The 16,698-nt window shown below is 36.4% G+C and carries 19 protein-coding genes and 1 riboswitch; of the genes, 14 read left to right on the forward strand and 5 right to left on the reverse strand.

The annotated features are described in order from the left end of the window. Positions 1-302 precede the first annotated feature (302 nt). The 4 genes from CEF16_RS00085 (at position 303) to CEF16_RS00100 (ending at position 4,428) form a co-directional block, all read left to right on the forward strand. Positions 303-2,186 (forward strand): cation:proton antiporter, encoded by a 1,884-nt coding sequence (locus tag CEF16_RS00085; protein WP_091586040.1) that lies wholly within the window; start codon positions 303-305, stop codon positions 2,184-2,186. Between the two features lie 264 nt (positions 2,187-2,450). Further along, complete coding sequence (locus tag CEF16_RS00090) at positions 2,451-3,341, forward strand: diacylglycerol/lipid kinase family protein (RefSeq protein WP_091586042.1); 891 nt, start codon at positions 2,451-2,453, stop codon at positions 3,339-3,341. Between the two features lie 129 nt (positions 3,342-3,470). Then, positions 3,471-3,561: riboswitch (cyclic di-GMP riboswitch) on the forward strand. 32 nt (positions 3,562-3,593) lie between these two features. Further along, complete coding sequence (locus tag CEF16_RS00095; protein ID WP_425427930.1) at positions 3,594-3,725, forward strand: anti-repressor SinI family protein; 132 nt, start codon at positions 3,594-3,596, stop codon at positions 3,723-3,725. 376 nt (positions 3,726-4,101) lie between these two features. After that, positions 4,102-4,428, forward strand: a complete 327-nt coding sequence (locus CEF16_RS00100; RefSeq protein WP_091586044.1) for a helix-turn-helix domain-containing protein — start codon at positions 4,102-4,104, stop codon at positions 4,426-4,428. Between the two features lie 166 nt (positions 4,429-4,594). Here the strand turns inward: CEF16_RS00100 and CEF16_RS23110 are convergent, their stop codons facing one another. Both CEF16_RS23110 and CEF16_RS00105 read right to left on the reverse strand, forming a co-directional pair. Continuing rightward, positions 4,595-4,723: an anti-repressor SinI family protein gene (locus CEF16_RS23110; protein WP_245917727.1), complete on the reverse strand. Its 129-nt coding sequence runs from the start codon at positions 4,721-4,723 to the stop codon at positions 4,595-4,597. A 17-nt stretch (positions 4,724-4,740) separates the two neighbouring features. Next, positions 4,741-5,118 carry a helix-turn-helix domain-containing protein gene (locus CEF16_RS00105; protein ID WP_091586045.1) on the reverse strand — a complete coding sequence of 126 codons (378 nt, stop codon included), beginning with the start codon at positions 5,116-5,118 and terminating at the stop codon, positions 4,741-4,743. A 310-nt stretch (positions 5,119-5,428) separates the two neighbouring features. On the opposite strand from CEF16_RS00105, the gene CEF16_RS00110 reads away from it, so the two are divergent. The 7 genes from CEF16_RS00110 to CEF16_RS00145 all read left to right on the forward strand — a co-directional run bounded on the left by CEF16_RS00110 (position 5,429) and on the right by CEF16_RS00145 (position 10,196). After that, positions 5,429-5,980 carry a signal peptidase I gene (locus CEF16_RS00110; RefSeq protein WP_170031427.1) on the forward strand — a complete coding sequence of 184 codons (552 nt, stop codon included), beginning with the start codon at positions 5,429-5,431 and terminating at the stop codon, positions 5,978-5,980. 153 nt (positions 5,981-6,133) lie between these two features. After that, entirely contained in the window at positions 6,134-6,775 is a 642-nt protein-coding gene (locus CEF16_RS00115; protein WP_091586048.1) for a TasA family protein, read from the forward strand. Between the two features lie 100 nt (positions 6,776-6,875). Then, on the forward strand, positions 6,876-7,745 hold the full coding sequence (locus tag CEF16_RS00120) for a hypothetical protein (protein WP_139185969.1): 870 nt from the start codon (positions 6,876-6,878) through the stop codon (positions 7,743-7,745). Continuing rightward, entirely contained in the window at positions 7,742-8,275 is a 534-nt protein-coding gene (locus CEF16_RS00125; protein ID WP_091586052.1) for a signal peptidase I, read from the forward strand. The genes CEF16_RS00120 and CEF16_RS00125 overlap by 4 nt, the downstream gene beginning before the upstream one ends. Before the next feature lie 45 nt (positions 8,276-8,320). Continuing rightward, the gene (locus tag CEF16_RS23115; RefSeq protein ID WP_091586054.1) at positions 8,321-9,244 is read left to right on the forward strand and encodes an LPXTG cell wall anchor domain-containing protein; all 924 of its coding nucleotides are present in this window, start codon (positions 8,321-8,323) and stop codon (positions 9,242-9,244) included. Between the two features lie 25 nt (positions 9,245-9,269). Continuing rightward, entirely contained in the window at positions 9,270-9,932 is a 663-nt protein-coding gene (locus CEF16_RS00140) for a class D sortase (RefSeq protein WP_091586056.1), read from the forward strand. Positions 9,933-9,947: 15 nt separating this feature from the next. Further along, the gene (locus tag CEF16_RS00145) at positions 9,948-10,196 is read left to right on the forward strand and encodes a hypothetical protein (RefSeq protein WP_091586058.1); all 249 of its coding nucleotides are present in this window, start codon (positions 9,948-9,950) and stop codon (positions 10,194-10,196) included. Positions 10,197-10,334: 138 nt separating this feature from the next. Here the strand turns inward: CEF16_RS00145 and brnQ are convergent, their stop codons facing one another. After that, positions 10,335-11,642 carry a branched-chain amino acid transport system II carrier protein gene (brnQ, locus tag CEF16_RS00150; protein WP_091586060.1) on the reverse strand — a complete coding sequence of 436 codons (1,308 nt, stop codon included), beginning with the start codon at positions 11,640-11,642 and terminating at the stop codon, positions 10,335-10,337. A gap of 318 nt (positions 11,643-11,960) precedes the next feature. On the opposite strand from brnQ, the gene nhaC reads away from it, so the two are divergent. Both nhaC and CEF16_RS00160 read left to right on the forward strand, forming a co-directional pair. Beyond that, the gene (gene nhaC / locus CEF16_RS00155; protein ID WP_091586062.1) at positions 11,961-13,352 is read left to right on the forward strand and encodes a Na+/H+ antiporter NhaC; all 1,392 of its coding nucleotides are present in this window, start codon (positions 11,961-11,963) and stop codon (positions 13,350-13,352) included. Between the two features lie 145 nt (positions 13,353-13,497). After that, positions 13,498-13,911, forward strand: a complete 414-nt coding sequence (locus CEF16_RS00160; RefSeq protein ID WP_091586064.1) for a hypothetical protein — start codon at positions 13,498-13,500, stop codon at positions 13,909-13,911. Positions 13,912-13,967: 56 nt separating this feature from the next. Here the strand turns inward: CEF16_RS00160 and CEF16_RS00165 are convergent, their stop codons facing one another. Together CEF16_RS00165 and CEF16_RS23480 are read right to left on the reverse strand one after the other, a co-directional pair. Further along, the gene (locus tag CEF16_RS00165; protein WP_091586066.1) at positions 13,968-14,693 is read right to left on the reverse strand and encodes a DMT family transporter; all 726 of its coding nucleotides are present in this window, start codon (positions 14,691-14,693) and stop codon (positions 13,968-13,970) included. A 675-nt stretch (positions 14,694-15,368) separates the two neighbouring features. After that, a complete protein-coding gene (locus CEF16_RS23480) occupies positions 15,369-15,542 on the reverse strand; it encodes an SE1832 family protein (RefSeq protein ID WP_170031430.1) in 174 nt (57 codons plus the stop codon). Between the two features lie 314 nt (positions 15,543-15,856). Between CEF16_RS23480 and CEF16_RS00170 the strand changes: the two genes are divergently transcribed. After that, positions 15,857-16,696: an ABC transporter ATP-binding protein gene (locus tag CEF16_RS00170; RefSeq protein ID WP_091586068.1), complete on the forward strand. Its 840-nt coding sequence runs from the start codon at positions 15,857-15,859 to the stop codon at positions 16,694-16,696. Positions 16,697-16,698: the final 2 nt, after the last annotated feature.

The raw sequence follows: 16,698 nt of genomic DNA on the forward strand, positions 1-16,698 counted from the left end.
ATCAAGATGATCCATAGGACATCTCCATTGCATTGACTTCACTATGATCCCCCTTTTTCTGAAAAATTAATTATATTATAAAATGACCAAGAATAGAGTCCAATTTATTGCAAAGTGAAGGTGAAATATTGTATTGTTTTGTTTCGGGAACAGTGAGACATTATCTTTATTCCTTTATATGCAAAAAAATACATACGGCCGCGGAAGCTTATATGTAAGTGGAGAGAAGAAGGACGGTAACAGTTATTACGGGAAAGAAATAAGAGGCTTCCGTTAAAAAGAAAAAAAGAAAGGAACCTGATATGTTTCATTCAATATTATCTCATCTCATGCTTATTGGCGTTATAGGTATCGGTTCACAATGGTTTGCTTGGCGCTTTCGTATGCCGGCTATTGTCGTAATGTCTGTTGCTGGTTTGTTAATTGGTCCCGTATTTGGAATTATGAATCCAAAAGAAGATTTCGGGTCATTATTTAATCCCATTATTTCCATGGCTGTAGCCATTATATTATTTGAAGGCAGCTTAAATCTCGACTTTCGAGAAATTAGAGGATTGGGGAAGTCAGTATTTCGAATTATTACGTTGGGTGCGTTTCTTGCATGGATTCTAGGTTCATTAACAGCTTTTTTTGTAGCTGGTTTATCTTGGGCCATTTCCTTTGTTATTGGAGGGCTATTTATTGTAACCGGTCCGACGGTGATTCTTCCGTTGTTGCGGCAGGCTAAGCTAAAGCCTAGGCCTGCAGCGATATTAAAATGGGAAGGAATTGTCGTAGACCCGTTTGGAGCTTTACTCGCCGTATTTGCTTTTGAAATTATTCAATTTTTAACAAATGAATCGGTTACTGTGGAAGCTTTAATATTATTCTTTTTAGCCTCTCTTTTTGCTATAGCAGTAGGCTGGGGATGCGGTAAAGGAATCGGTACTATGTTTGAGCGCGGCTATGTACCTGAGTTTTTAAAATCCCCTATCGTATTTGCTGTGGTCATTGCTTGTTTTACTCTCGCGGATGAAGTGATGCATGAAACAGGACTGCTTGCTGTCACAGCAATGGGGATGACGCTTGCTAATATGCATATTGCTTCGTTAAGTGATATGCGCCATTTTAAAGAAAATATATCTGTGCTGCTTATTTCAGGCATTTTTATTATGTTAACTGCTTCTTTAGAGCGGGAAACACTTATGCAGATATTTGACCCTAATATTATTGCTTATGTGATTCTCATGTTAATTGTCGTAAGGCCGCTCTCTATTTGGCTGTCTACCATGAATACAGAACTCTCCTTCAAAGAGAAAGCGCTGGTGGGGTGGATTGCTCCGCGTGGTATTGTAGCTTTAACCGTAGCTGGTTATTTTGCCAATGTTTTAACAGAAGCAGGGTATCCAGGGGCATCTATTGTAACACCGCTGACGTTTGCACTTGTGTTTGCTACCGTTTGTGCTCACGGTTTTACACTTGGACCGTTGGCAAATAAACTAGGCTTATCACTAGAAGGAAAACCTGGTGTGGTTATTGTGGGAGGCAGTGCGTTCAGCACGGCTTTAGCTCGTGTGCTCAAAGAGTCAGGTATACCGGTTTTGGTTGCGGATACATCCTTTGAATATCTTTTTAATTCTAGAAAAGCAGGGGTCCCGTATTATCGTGGAGAAATTCTTTCAGAACAGACAGAGTATTATTTGGATATGACCCCGTATGAAAAACTTATCGCTGCTACTGATAGAGACTCTTACAATTCTCTTGTATGTACGACATTTGTGCCTGAAATCGGCCGTAACGATTTATATCAATTAAGCTGGCATGATGACGACCGCGAGCATCCGAATGATCTGGTACAGCGAATAGGAGGAAGGGTTTTATTTAGAAAAGGAGCTACGTATGAAGAGCTTAATCAAAAGGTGAAAAATGGGTATATATTCCGTAAAACCAAATTAACGAAACAATATAGTTTTGGGAAATATAAGGACGAAAGAGAGCCAGATACCCTTCTTCTCTTTATCCTCAAGCATACAGGAAAAGTTGAATTTTTTACCACGGAAGTCAATAACTTTAAACCAGAGCCTGGCGATACTATCATCAGCCTGAGTCCACCAGTCAAAGAACAGCAAAAAATAGATGCAAAATTAGATTCTCAACGTCAGAATGGAAAAAATAATAATGGATCAAAAAACGGACAGTCTTCTTAAAACTGTCCTTTTTCTATGCTTCTAGAACATAAATATTGACGTTGTTCGCTAACATACCGGGTGTATATTTGGGTCAGACGAAGCCAGCTTTCGTTGCGTAATGATGTATTCAGCCGTTAAACTGAAATATAATCACTGGTGTTGAACATCTCGAATTGAATGCTTTTATACTAAATGAATAAGAAGTAGATATGCTTAAAAAGTTGTTCCATTCTTATTCATTAATAAGATATAACGAAAATAAACCAAAAGGATGACATGGAAATGTTTAAAAGTGCGCTTTTGTTAATAAATGGGAATTATGCTCAAGATGATATTCAAAAAAACATTGAGCCGACAGCTGGAATATTAGCTTCACACATAGAAGAAGTAGTCATCCGTCAAACGCAGTATAAAGGTCATACAGAGAAAATTTGTAAAGAGGCAGGAAATCAGTATGAGGCTATCTTTATTATCGGCGGAGACGGTACTCTTCATGAATGTGTGAATGGTTTAGCTGATTTGGATAACCCACCTGTCACTGGGATATTGCCAGGAGGCACCTGTAATGATTTTTCAAGGTCTCTTCAGATTCCTCAGCCATTAAAAAGAGCGGCGGAAACATTAATAAAAGGCCAGGTGCGATACTTAGATATAGGAAAAATGAATGACCGGTATTTTTTAAATTTTTATGGTATAGGCTTAATTGCGGAAACATCCGAAAATATTAATGAAAATTTAAAAGGAGTATTTGGAAAAGTAAGTTATTTTATCAGTGCGTTACAAATGGTTAATAATACAAGGCCTTTTTCATTTACTCTAGAAACAAAAGAACAAACAGTAGAAGGAGAAGCAGTTATGGTGCTTATTTCTAATGGGAATGTTATAGGGACGAATAAACTTCCATTTCAAAATAACGTAATGGACGATGGAGAATTTGATATATTTATCATAAGCGAAGGAGGGGCAGCTTTATTACGGGAGTATTTTAATGCCAAAAATCCATTTGCTTGGGAGGCAGATCAAAGCGATATACAACATTACCGCAGCAGTTATGTTCGTTTAGAAACCCCACAGCCAATGAAAGCCGACACAGACGGGGAGTTATATATGAAAACACCCGTTACTATTAACAATCTGCATCAAAAACTTCCTTTTCTAATCCCGAATGAATAAAATTTTGACAATCTTTTTTATGGTTTAGAGCATATTTTGACATTCTTTTTGCAGTTATAAAGGTATAATAGTAGTAGGACGAATTAAACATAAGTAAACAAGGGGCTAACGTGATTTATGCAGCGACCTCCAGTAAAAGAGCAGCTCTGTTGAAAAACAGATACGCTAAGTCACAGGTCAAGGTTTTAAAAGAATAAACTAAGATGGCTGGACTGCATGGAGAATCATGTGTAAAAGGCGGTGGGAGGTTGAATGAAAGTAATGGTGCCAGCAAAGTTGGATCGAGAATGGGTGAAATTGATAAAAGAAGCGAAAGGGGCTGGACTAACCGTAGAGGAAGTGAAGGAGTTTTTATATCAAGAATATAAAAGTAAAACTAAATAGTCTTGATACAAGCCAAAGCCATTCGATTTGGCTTTTTTTATACTTTAAGACCAACAGTATGTAACGATACACCATCGAAAGAATGAAAATAAATTAATTTTCAGGGGAAAAAGGTTAACTTTTGGAAAGTATAAGTGAATACCAAGGCTTCCAACGTCCAGGACGTGTGCATTTTTAGTAGAAGAAGTTCCATTATCTAGGTAGTTACCTTTTTAATGGCGGCAAGCCAAAGTTTTTCTAATATACTATGAAAGGTTTATTAAAAGTCATTTTTCCCCTTTAAAAATCATTTAAAAACTCGTTCACTATATCATACTTTCATTCGTTATATGTTATAATATATGAATACATATGGATAAGTAAAGGAGTTTAAAAGATGATTGGGGACCGGGTGAAGAAATATCGCAAAGAGAAAAACTTGTCATTAACGGAGTTGGCTGAAAAAGCTGGGGTAGCGAAATCTTATTTAAGTGCGATAGAAAGAAATATTCAAACGAACCCTTCCATTCAATTTTTAGAGAAGATTTCAAAAGTATTAAATGTATCTGTCGATGCTTTAATAAAAGAAGAATTAAATATTGACGAAAAAGATCTTGATGATGAGTGGCTGGCAATAGTCCAAGAAGCAATGGATTCAGGGGTTTCAAAAGAACAGTTCAAAGAATTCCTGGAATTTAATAAATGGCGCACTCATAAACAATAAATCTAATAAAATAAGATTGGAAAAACACTTTATCTCAGCGATCAAGGGATAAAGTGTTTTTGCCGTTTTTTATGGATATTTAGAAAGCATCATGGTAAGAAGGAGAGAGATAAAAACGTCCTCTCAAAGTTCATTATCTTTTTATAAAGACATGGAACATAATAAATTATTTCTTATTTTGTTCTAACCTTAAAATAGATTTCACATCATATGGCGTTAATCCTATGTTTTTTGCTTCATGTATCAGCACGATCCACTCCTCATCAAGCTTCATATCGTGATTATTACCACTCATGCAAGACTTCCTCCCGTTCAATTTATATTTTTGATTCCATCTTTTTTTTTCTTTTTATGGTGTCTGCTCCATTTTTCATACTTAATGTATTCTTGAAAGTCTTTAAACTGCTCTTTACTTATCCCTGCATCAATGGCTTCTTGAATTAAGTTCAACCATTCTTCATCGAGGTAATGCTCTTCTTTATATATTGAAGGAAGAGAATCTTCTATTAGTTCTTCTACAGTAATATCCATGACTGCGGCAATTTTTTTTAAGACTTCGATCGAAGGATTTTGTTTTACGTCTCTTTCAATATAGCTTAAATATGATTTAGATATGTTTGCTTTTCTAGAAAGCTCTGTAAGAGACATTCCTTTCGTTCGGCGGTAAAGTCTTATTTTCTTTCCTATCATATTCCCCCTCCCATTAATAATGTTCAAAAGATTAGGACAATAGCTAATTTTTTTTGCGAGAGTTCGCTATTACCAGTATTTAAATAAATCTAAATGAACTTTGTGCTGCGCTCTTCTGTTCATTATAAAAAACAAAAATGATTTTTAAAAAAATGAAATAGTGAGAAAAAAGGAGTAAATACGTTATAAAGAACAAATAATGTGCTATATAAAGAAATTACAGACTTTTTTCACGTTTTTCAATGAAAATCATTCGTTATATAATGTGTTTGTATTCTATAAAACGAACGAAACAACAGGAGGTGACAAGATGGCCAAACGCCTTGTCCGCTTTTCATTCAATAGGTTACTAGTTGTTCTCTTTGTTCTCTTTTTAGCAGCTGTATTTCTTATAGTGCAAGGGAGAATGAATCCAGATCAAGTACCATCGTTATTTGGCTACCATCCATTAACTGTCTTGTCAAATAGTATGGAGCCGGAGTTCTCGGCAGGGGATATGGTCATAGCTAAACAAGTGAACCCCGAAACAATTGAAACTGGAGATGTTATAACCTATTACGATGAGGAAAGTCAGATAATCACACACAGGGTGATAGAAACGACCACCGAAAGCGGAGAGGCCGTCTTTCAAACCCAGGGTGATAACAATAACGTAGAAGATGATTACGTTGTAGCTGCAGATCAAGTAATAGGAACGGTCAATTTCTCGCTTCCATATGGAGGTTATGTAGCTGAGTTCTTAAGAAGTCCACTTGGCATGGTTTTATTTATTATAATTCCAGTCTGTACTTTCGTAGGAATAACCATTTATGAACGTTTGGGAAAAGACGAAGAAAGTGAACAATCAGAGCAAACAATCTAGGGGAAGTCAACTTTATCTTACATAGGAGGTGAAATAGTTCTTATCGAAAGACGGTCCCTGGATTTATACATCAATGTTTAAAGCTTAGTCTTTAAAATGTCATCATCATCATGAACTATAAACTTTTATTTAAAACAATGAGGAGGAATTATAATGAAAAAGACAAAAAAAGCGTTGATCGCAACAACAATGGCTGGGGTTATGGCAGTAGGGGCAGGATTTGGAACATATTCTTGGTTTACCGATACTCAGTCTACTGATGGGGAAATTGAAGCAGGTACTCTCACGTTAAATGATCTCTCCGGATACACTGTTTTCGAAGATGATAACATTCAACCAATCGATCCTAATGTAACTCCGGATCTGATCACTGAAGGAGAAACTATCAAAGTAGAAAATACAGGGTCCCTTGAAATGGTACCTCGTTTACAACTTGACGTTGACATTAAAGACGCTGATGGAAATGATGCTAATAGTACATTAAGCGATGAATATATGATTACAATGAATTTTGAAAGAAATGACATGAATTGGTCGGAAACAATTTCTGCAGATCAAGTCATTAATAACAGAGGATTTGTAGATCCTGACTGGTTTCCATCCGATGCTGGATTCAAGTATCCGTTAGGATCTGGAGATTCTTTTGATGTGAGTTTTGATGTGTACCTAAATAAAGATGCAGAAAATGAATATCAAGGATCTTCTCTTACTGGTACGCTTACTGTAGAAGGCGGACAAAGTGTTGATGGTGCTGAATTCGAAGATGGTACTGAAACTGATGGTTCTGGAAACTAATAATAAATCAATATAAGTTTAAAAGACAAAGTAGCTGGCCTTCAGCTGCTTTGTTCCATATCACAGCACAGATTCACTTAAAGATTGGAGGTGCTGGGTGTTGAAAGGCTGGTTATCCCTTTTTATAACAGGAATATTCATGATTGCATTTGTTATCAATGGATTCGGAGCGTTCTCTTATTTTATGGCTGATACAAAAAGCTCTCCTGGAACGGTAAAAGCGTTTATCCCAAAAGACGGTATTAATATTGATAAAGAAGTAGATGGCTGCGCAGTTACCTTAAATCTGACCAATAAAACACATGTAGATGTTAATGATGTTCATATTGAAGCCGGTCAAAAATCTCATCCTAAAAACAACTATGTAGAAGAAATTAAAAATCTTTCTATAGGTGCCCATGATTCTGTATCAACTACCTTTTTTACAGATCATCGAGAAGGGGTGCACTGTAACATTCAATGGGTGTCTTTTGATGTAACGGCTTTTGATGAAAAGTTTCAAGATCAATTCCGTGTCAAAGTTCATAATCCGCCGCCAAAAGAAAAGAAAGAAGATGTGGAAGAGGAAAGTAAAAGTGAAAAATTAAATGAAGAAGAAAAAGAAGATGAAACAAATGATGAAATAAAGGAAGAAGAAACGGATACTGACGAAGAAAAAGAAATTAACAAAGAAGAGAAAAATAAAAAGGAAAAAGATAAAGAGAAAAAACAAAAGAACAATAGTGAAGAAGACAATAATAAAGATAAAGCCTCTAAGGAAGATAACAAAAATAAAAAAGAAGTAATAGATGAAAAGAAAGATAAAGATACAGAAACAGATACAGATAGAGATAATGAAAAAGGTAAGAAAGAAAACAATGAAAGCAACTTACAAGAGAAAAAAGATACCGCGGATAATGAGGTGAAAAGCTCCGAGTCAAAGAGGGAAGACGACGAAGATAATAATGGCGAAGATGAGGATGACCAATGAAGCTGATAAAAAAGCTGCTGGTGATCCTCAGCCTTTGCACCTTTTTATATGCAGCTTACCTATTCATATATAACAGTCAAAACCCGGACGAAATTCCAAAACTATTCGGATATCAGACAGTAAAGGTACTTTCAGGAAGCATGGAACCGACTTTTTCTGCAGGAGATTTATTATTCCTGAAAGAAACAGAAGAAATCAAAGTAGGTTCGGTCATACTCTTTGAACAAAAAGGTGTGCTTGTTACGCATCGTGTAGTAGATGTGGATACAAGTGGCTTTCGTACTAAAGGAGATGCGAATACTGTTTTGGATGCTAACATCGTTTCTCCGCATGAAGTCAGAGGCATATATGCTTTTCATATTCCTTTGTTTGGGTATGTTATCGAAAGTATTGCCAGTATATACAGTATTATGATAGGTGTTTTCTTGATTTCATTTACCTGGATATTCAGCAATTATCATCGAATTTTAAAAGTTTTAGGGCTGAGAAAAAAATATGTTCGCTACAAACCACAAGACTTAGATGTGTAAACAAGGATAAAAAGTAATTTATACAAATGAAAAGAGGGAGTGAATGTGAAAAAAACAAACATAAATAAAATGTATAAAGCATCCATATGCGTGTTAATTGTTTATTTCCTTTCTATTAATTACGTTTATGCTGCTAAAAAATTAGTCGAGATTGATGATGATAATTTTATGCAGATTAGCAATTTTGCTCCGGGCGGTTCATATGAGACCGGAATAGATGTGAAAAATGTGAGCGAAAATCCAATAAAATATTCTATCTCTGTAGAACGAACAGGCGGCTCCAAAAAATTCTTTAGAAATTTACAGGTAGTTATCAAAACAAACGACGTTACACGTTATGAAGGAAGTTTTGCTAAGGCAGAAAAAATTGCGATGGGAACATTGAATAGTAACAAGAACATACCTGTCACGTTTTATGTACACTTCCCTGAAGAAAGCGGGAACAAATATCAGGGTCTTTCTGCTAATCTTTCTGTAAGGGTAGATGCTAAACAAACGAATAGCGAGCCTGACCCAGATCTTCCAGAAGATGACCCGGAAGACGAACCTGAAAACCCAGATCCAAAAGAACCATATGAACCAGAGCAGCCAGAACATCCCTCTAATCCAAATAATCCAGAAGATTCAGGGGACCCAAAAAATCCGGGTAGTCCTGAAAATCCAGAAAACCCAGAAGATTCAACTCCAGAAAATCTCGATCAGCCAGATGAGCCTGGATTGCCTGATGATCCAGAAAACCCAAATGATAATCTTGAAAGACCGGAGGATCCTGAAACAGAGGACCCGGAAGATGATCGATCTATTGTTCCCGGAGGGAATGATGGGCCAGAACCGGGACCTTTACCGCAAACTGGAGAAACAGGGAACATGCTATTTTATTTAATAGGAATTTTAGGAATGACTATAGGAGTCTGCTTATACCAAACCGCGTTACAATCACCTTCTTTACGTTTAATGAGAAAAGTGTAATTTGCGGACAAAGGCGGTGGTAAAAGTGAAAACAGCAGCAGTTATAATATTTTTGGCAGGAGTCTTTGTGTTTTTGTATCCCGAAATTGAGGAATACACGACTGACTCAGAACAGAAGCAGCTAATGGATGATTGGGATAAAGAACAAATAGCACCCTCAGAAATAGATGTTAATAATGATGTGAAGGAAAGGTATATGGAGTTAAATAATATTTTTGATCGTGATGAGGAAAATCCAGCAGTAGAAGACGAGTCGGATGAATCCTCGGATCAAAAAAACCATTCACGCCCATCAACGATTGGTGTATTACGTATTCCTGCCATAGATGCAGAACTTCCAGTTGTAGAAGGGGCAACGGAAGAAAATTTACGTACAGCGGCTGGACATTTGGAAGGCACTGCCTTATTAGGAAAAAAAGGAAATAGTGCTATTGCGGCGCATCGAAGCCATACACACGGTCGAATGTTTAACAGGCTTGATGAAGTAGAGGATGGAGATGACATTGTAATAGAAGATGAGACAGGAGAAAAAACGTATTCCGTTTTTAATAAAACAGTCGTTTCTCCTAATGACACATCTGTTTTAACGCAAGATACAGATGGGGAAGCGATTGTGACACTTATTACGTGCACGCCGATGAAAAATCCAACTCACCGTTTAATCGTTCAAGGCAAATATAAGGAATAAGGAAGGTAGATAGATATGGTAAGGCTGCAAGGAGGGATTTATTACAGTGTTCTTCATGGACATACTATTAAACTAGTGTACCTAAAGAATAATGTTTGTGAGCTTCACATTGACGAGAAATATTTAGGGCTTTGTTCGTTTCAATATATTAAACGGCAAATAAATAACATAGAAAAACGTACGAATAAAAGAAAAATTATTTATCAGGGTACTAACTTATGGGAAGAAGCTAAATCGGGAACGGTGGTTAACATTACTATTTAAATAGAAAAATGCCCCTTACAGAGAAAATCTGTCAGGGCATTTTTAATAGGTTACAGTAAATGTTTTAAAAGTTGTCATTGGGAAGTCTTAACATGGTTTTTTAATTTCAGCTATTAATTCAGCAGAAAGACATTTCGATCAGTTTACTCGTGCTTTTCTTATAAAGCGGCTGATTATTATGCCCGCTGCTGCCGGCCATATCCAGCCTAATCCTAGTTCAAATAAAGGCAAAAAGCTATAGAGATGATTTAACAAGGATAATTCTATTCCTAATTCCCGCAGACCATCATAAACGCTGATAAGAGCAGTTCCTATAACAGCACCTCTAAAATAGGCTTTGCTAAGTGATGCTTTGTATTCTATTAATGACAGTAGAATAAGAACGATTGCTATCGGGTAAATAGCTACAAGTACAGGAATAGAAATAGATATGATAGTATTTAGCCCCAAGTTGGCAGCGGCAAGGCTAATAATAGTAATGATTAATGTTAAAATATGATAACGCACCTTTGGAAAAACGCCGTGAAAATACTGACCGCAGGCAGTCACAAGTCCTACGCAAGTGGTTAAACAAGCAAGTGTAACGATAATTCCAAGTATTAGTGTACCTGTTATTCCAAACGTTTGGTTCGCAGCATATGAAAGAATTTGGCTTCCATTCTCAAAGGTTTGCTGCGGGGCACTTTGCACCCCTAACCATCCAATAGCAGTATACACAACAACCAGTCCGATTCCGGCAATTATTCCCGCGATAGATGCTGTTTTAAGAATCGATTGTTTATTATTTATACCATGTTCTTTAATGGAAGAGACAATCACAAGACCAAATGCTAATGCAGCTATTGCATCCATCGTAAGGTAACCCTCTAATATTCCACTTGTTAAAGGATTAGTGGAATAACCTTCTCCTGGAGCTTGTCCTCCTGTAACAAATCCACTCAACGCACTTCCAGCTACTAATAATATAATAGCAGCTAGCAAAATCGGTGTAATAATATTACCGATCCGCTTAACCATTTTTGATGGATTTAGACTAAGCCAGTAAACCACAATAAAAAACAAAATCGAATAAATAAATAAAGCCGCATCATATACATGATCAGAAAGAAAAGGCATAGCACCCATTTCAAATGACACATTCATAGCTCGAGGAATACCAAAAAATGGACCTATTGCAAGGTACAAAATAAAAGTGAAAATAATTGCAAAACGAATACTGACTCTTTTGGTAATCGTCTCAATGCTGCTGCCGTTAATGGCAATTGCTATAACTCCAAGGACAGGAAGGCCTACACCTGTAATGACAAATCCCAATATGGCGATCCAGTAATTCGTCCCGGCTTCTTGACCGAGAAAAGGAGGAAAAATTAAATTTCCGGCTCCGAAAAATAACGCAAAAAGCATTAATCCTATAAATAAAGTATCTTTTCTATTTAGTTGTTCCAACTTGAAAACCTCCAGCCGTTCTAAGATGATTCATTATTCCAAAAGACCATACTATCCTAACGCCGTACAAATCTTTTGTAAAGAAAATGTTTTCGGAAAAATATATGTTAGAAAAAATTGGTTTTGATTGAGTTTATATGAAAAATGGGCAGTTTGTGTTTAATGGTGTTTATTGTGAATATAAGAATGCTTTCTTTCATATTGACAAAATGGTAAATTATCATTACTTTAAATAAGGTGTTTATTTTACTTTAATACTAAAAAGTAAGTACGTAAGCGGTTAAATTAATATACATATTTTATCTAGGAGGAGCCATTATGGAGGACAAGCCTATAAAACCTCGTGTTAGAAAAATAGAAGCTTTCACTATATTATTAAGTATTTTGCTTATTATTGGAGTAAGTTTAATTCGTTTTGGAGCACCTCCACACATTCCGATCTTTGTATCGATTGTATTACTCGTTTGTTATTCATTTTTTAAAAAAGTCAGTTGGAAAATCACAGAAAAAGGAATTGTTGATGGGGTAACTTCAGGAATCCTCCCTATTCTCATATTTATTTTAATTGGAGTTCTTATTAGCATATGGATCAGTGCTGGTACTATTCCGACCATGATTTATTACAGTTTTCTCATCATTTCGACTGATTTTTTCCTGCCAAGTGTTTTTGTCGCAACAGCGATTATCGGTGTTTGCATTGGAAGTTCCTTTACTACTGCATCCACGATTGGAGTGTCTTTTATGGCACTCGGAGGACTTCTCGGTATGAATCCTGCAATGACTGCTGGAGCAGTAGTATCTGGTGCTCTTGTAGGAGATAAAATGTCTCCTTTGTCTGATACAACGAATCTGGCATCGTCTGTTTCAAAAGTTGATCTGTTTGAGCATATTCGTCATATGTTATGGACGACCGTCCCGTTATTCATCATCACGTTAGTAGTATATTTTGCCATAGGCAGCACTTCAGCTGAGGCGGATATACAAACTATAGATGCACTAATGAACGAATTATACGGGTACTATCCTATTCATCCGCTTACGTTGTTACCAGCAGCGGTGATTGTGTTTTTAGCTGTCCGTAAAACATCTGCCATTCCTTCCATGATTGCAGGTATTATATCTGGAATAGCAGTAGCTATTTTCATCCAGCCTGGATATGGTGTCGGGGATTATATGATATTTATGCAAGATGGATTTACATCTGAGTCGGGAAATGAACAATTAGACGAAATGCTAAGCCGTGGCGGGATTCAAGAAATGATGTGGCCGGTGTCCTTATTAATTCTTACCCTGAGCATGGGGGGGCTGCTTTCGACGCTTGGCATTATTAAAAAAGTGTTAGAAGCCATTTCATCTTTAGTGAAAACAACTGGCAGACTTGTTCTTTCTACTGCTTTAACAGGAATAGGAATTAATATATCACTCGGCGAACAATACATGTCTGTTATTTTAACAGGGGAAGCATTTGAACCGAAATACAAGCAGATGGGCTTAGCAAGAAAAAATTTATCAAGAGTACTAGAGAATGCAGGAACGCTCATAAATCCATTAATTCCTTATGGAGTAAGCGGAGTTTTTATGGCAAGCGTTCTTGAAGTTGATGTATTGCAATACCTGCCATATGCATTTTTCTGTCTATTAGGGCCTGTTATTGTAGCAGTATACGGTTTCACCGGTTTTAGTATGGTGAAAACGAACGTTAATAAATAAAATATTACGTTACTTAAACGAATTTAGTGATAAACGCCATTTCTCTGACTATAATAGTAAAGAGTAAATTTTGTCTATAATCAGAGTTTGTGGTATAGGTCTTTTAACAGCGTGTGATGCTTCTCAGAGAAAAAGGAGGAGGCCTATGTTGATCACCATGGAAGACGAGTTGATTTATTTTTATTTTCAAGCTAAATCCTCTGCATCTTTACCGGTCGGCACGTATCCGGATGTTAATGGATATTTGCTGTATGACCAAAAAGGACGCTGGCTTGGCTATCGAATGTTTCGCACAGTACAAGGTAAAAAGCAGGTTCCTGTAGCTATTCCGAAAATTCGGAAAATAGACTATCCGATTTTTAACGCAAGTATCGAAGATGGAAAAGAGTATATAGAAATTAAATTTGATAAAGATACTCCTGTGTATCAAATGAGAGAACAAGAATGTATGCTTGATTTCAACGAACATGGATTATTCGGAATTGAAGTAATAAGAAAACCGGAAAACCCAGCCGGAAACGACAGTTTAGTCCAAAAATTTCTAGAACCAGAAATATAGCAAATAAATGCACATATACAAGTATCACAACCAAACTTGATATGTGCATTTGTACTTTAAAGCCCTTGTTCTTTTATCTTTCGTGTAAAACGAAATCTTTGTAAACCTGCTTGGCTGATGAAGATACCGGTAAAAATGAAAAAAGCACCCATTAACATAGAAAGGGTGAGTACTTCACTTAGCAGTAAATGTCCAAACATTACACCAAACACTGGGACAAGCAATGTGGAGATTGCTGCGGTTACTGTATTAATGACAGTAAGAAGGTAGTACCAAATCGAGAAACATAACGCAGAAGCTATGACTCCTGTGAAAAGAAGCGAAAAAATACTTTCTTTGTTCCATTGTATAACCTGTTCGCGCTCAAATAAAAACGCTAGTATCGCTAACCCCAAAGACCCAATCAGTATTTGAAAGGCAGTAACGGATAATTGGTTTGAGCCAGCAAGCTTTAATCGAAAGTAAACATTTGAGACTGCCCAGCATAAAGAAGCAATCAGAACGAGGATAATTCCCAATATATTCTGCCACGTTGCTTGCTGGAAAATGTCAGCTCCTATTATAAGAGAAAATCCTGTAACACCAAGCAGCAGGCCAATAATATTTTTTCTTGTTATCGTTTCGTTTAAAAAGAGAGCAGCCAAAATGCTTGACCAAATGGGCATAGTATATAAAATGATAGAAGTTTTGCCTGCATTCACAAATAACATAGCATATGTTATTAAACCAAAGACAGCAAACGTTTGAAGCAGGCCAAGTATTATTATATGTTTCCATTTCAAAGATTGTAATTCTTTCCATATTGCATTTTGATAAACTATAAATTAGGAATAAGAGCAGAAATAAACCTCCGATAGCAAAGCGCAGAAAAGAAAAAGTAAACGGACCAATGTATTACAAACCTATTTTCATCAGAGGCCAGGAGTAACCCCGCGCCCCTGCTAAAAATAGAATGCTAATTAATATGATTTGTTTTGTTTATTCGCCTTGTATTCATTTTAAGTCACCCTATTCTTGATATCTTTGACAAATAATAGAAAAATGATTGACAGAAGCTGCGTTGATATAGAGAATAACAAAAGAGAGTTTTTTTATACTTTAGCAATGTTTAACTTTGTTAAAGGATCAAAGTATAAGTAAAACTACGACTTAAGGATTCGGCGGCAAGTCGAGTTATTCTAATTAGGTTTGAATTTGGCGGCAAGCCAAGTTGGTACATACGAAAAATGAGGAGAGAATGATATTGTTTCAAAGATTATTAGTTGCATGTTTAATAATGATTGCTGCCATTTTTGTAGTGATATACCTTAATGAAAATTCAACTACATATTCGCTCGGTTTTATCCTCTCACAGTAAATACCATGTGCCAAACGACGCACATGGTATTTTTCTAATCTTAAAACTATAAGTATATGATTCATACTTAATAAACTGCAAAATAACTGATCTTTAACTTTTAAACTGCTAGTTTCAGATTAATGGCTTGAATTTCTTTTTCAATCGTTTCAAGCTCTTTGGCAGCCGGTTCTGCGTTGCCGCCAACAGATTCTAGCTTTTCTAAATCGCCTTGTACTCGAATGTAGTCTGCTTTTAACATTTGTAATTTACTTTCTAATTCGTCGCGGTTCATTATCACACCTCTTTTTGATTATTCAATAAGGGAACAATATCATAACTGTTTTACTTTCTCAAACGTTATAGACTGTAAAAAAATAGACAGGGATGAAATTTTCAAAAAACTTGTTGTGTGATATTGATATTTATTCTCAAACCCTTTATAATTTTAAATGAAAATGATTATCAGTTTTATTACTTGTACTTTAGGAAAGTTTGAATTAGCTAAAGGATCAAAGTATAAGTAAAACTACGTCTTCCTCCATAAGGACTTGGCGGTAAGCCGAGTTTTTCTAATGAGCACAGGAGAGAGTGAAAGGGGTTTGAGACGTGTCGAAACTTACCGCACAACACATTGCAGTCTCATATAATGAAAATACTATTTTAAAAAATATGAACTTAGAAGTACCTGAAGGAATGATTACATCGATCATTGGACCTAACGGCTGCGGAAAGTCTACTGTACTTAAAACAATGTCCAGGATTCTTAAACCGGATCAAGGTGCCATTTATTTAAATGGCAGAAGCATTCATGAAATGAAAACAAAAGAAGTAGCTAAAGAAATGGCTATTCTTGCCCAAACCCCTGATATCCCGCAAACGTTGACTGTTTCTCAACTTGCAGCATTTGGACGTTACCCACATCGCCGCGGGACCGGCCGCTTAACAATAAGAGATAAAGAAGCTGTAGCGCAAGCGTTGGATGATACTGGGATGAGTGAATATAAAGATCGCCCGCTTGAAGCTTTATCGGGCGGACAAAGACAAAGAGCATGGATATCGATGGCATTAGCTCAGGAAACAGATGTACTGCTTTTAGATGAACCCACCACTTATTTGGATATGGCGCATCAATTAGAAATATTAGAGCTTCTGCAAGATTTGAATGAAAAAGAAAAGCGGACAATCGTAATGGTTATTCATGATTTAAATCACGCTGCACGTTTTTCTGATCATTTGATTGCTATGAAAGCAGGAAAAGTGCAGGATATTGGTTCCCCATCTGAAGTGATCAGTAAACCAGTTCTTCGCCGTGTATTTGGGATCGATGCATATGTAGTACCTGATCCTCGAACCGGAAAACCTATTTGTATGACTTATGATCTAGTAGACCGACATTTAGAATCTGTACCTAATCCAGAAATTCAAACTCAAATAGCGAGGGTTTAGAT

It is taken from the genome of Alteribacillus bidgolensis (assembly GCF_002886255.1).
GTDB lineage: Bacteria > Bacillota > Bacilli > Bacillales > Marinococcaceae > Alteribacillus > Alteribacillus bidgolensis.

Excerpts from the sequence above, each read along its gene's own strand:
- CEF16_RS00085 (WP_091586040.1), top strand. The coding sequence starts at position 303 with ATGTTTCATTCAATATTATCTCATCTCATGCTTATTGGCGTTATAGGT.
- CEF16_RS00090 (WP_091586042.1), top strand. The coding sequence starts at position 2,451 with ATGTTTAAAAGTGCGCTTTTGTTAATAAATGGGAATTATGCTCAAGAT.
- CEF16_RS00095 (WP_425427930.1), top strand. The coding sequence starts at position 3,594 with ATGAAAGTAATGGTGCCAGCAAAGTTGGATCGAGAATGGGTGAAATTG.
- CEF16_RS00100 (WP_091586044.1), top strand. The coding sequence starts at position 4,102 with ATGATTGGGGACCGGGTGAAGAAATATCGCAAAGAGAAAAACTTGTCA.
- CEF16_RS23110 (WP_245917727.1), bottom strand. The coding sequence starts at position 4,723 with ATGAGTGGTAATAATCACGATATGAAGCTTGATGAGGAGTGGATCGTG.
- CEF16_RS00105 (WP_091586045.1), bottom strand. The coding sequence starts at position 5,118 with ATGATAGGAAAGAAAATAAGACTTTACCGCCGAACGAAAGGAATGTCT.
- CEF16_RS00110 (WP_170031427.1), top strand. The coding sequence starts at position 5,429 with ATGGCCAAACGCCTTGTCCGCTTTTCATTCAATAGGTTACTAGTTGTT.
- CEF16_RS00115 (WP_091586048.1), top strand. The coding sequence starts at position 6,134 with ATGAAAAAGACAAAAAAAGCGTTGATCGCAACAACAATGGCTGGGGTT.
- CEF16_RS00125 (WP_091586052.1), top strand. The coding sequence starts at position 7,742 with ATGAAGCTGATAAAAAAGCTGCTGGTGATCCTCAGCCTTTGCACCTTT.
- CEF16_RS00145 (WP_091586058.1), top strand. The coding sequence starts at position 9,948 with ATGGTAAGGCTGCAAGGAGGGATTTATTACAGTGTTCTTCATGGACAT.
- nhaC (WP_091586062.1), top strand. The coding sequence starts at position 11,961 with ATGGAGGACAAGCCTATAAAACCTCGTGTTAGAAAAATAGAAGCTTTC.
- CEF16_RS00160 (WP_091586064.1), top strand. The coding sequence starts at position 13,498 with ATGTTGATCACCATGGAAGACGAGTTGATTTATTTTTATTTTCAAGCT.
- CEF16_RS23480 (WP_170031430.1), bottom strand. The coding sequence starts at position 15,542 with ATGAACCGCGACGAATTAGAAAGTAAATTACAAATGTTAAAAGCAGAC.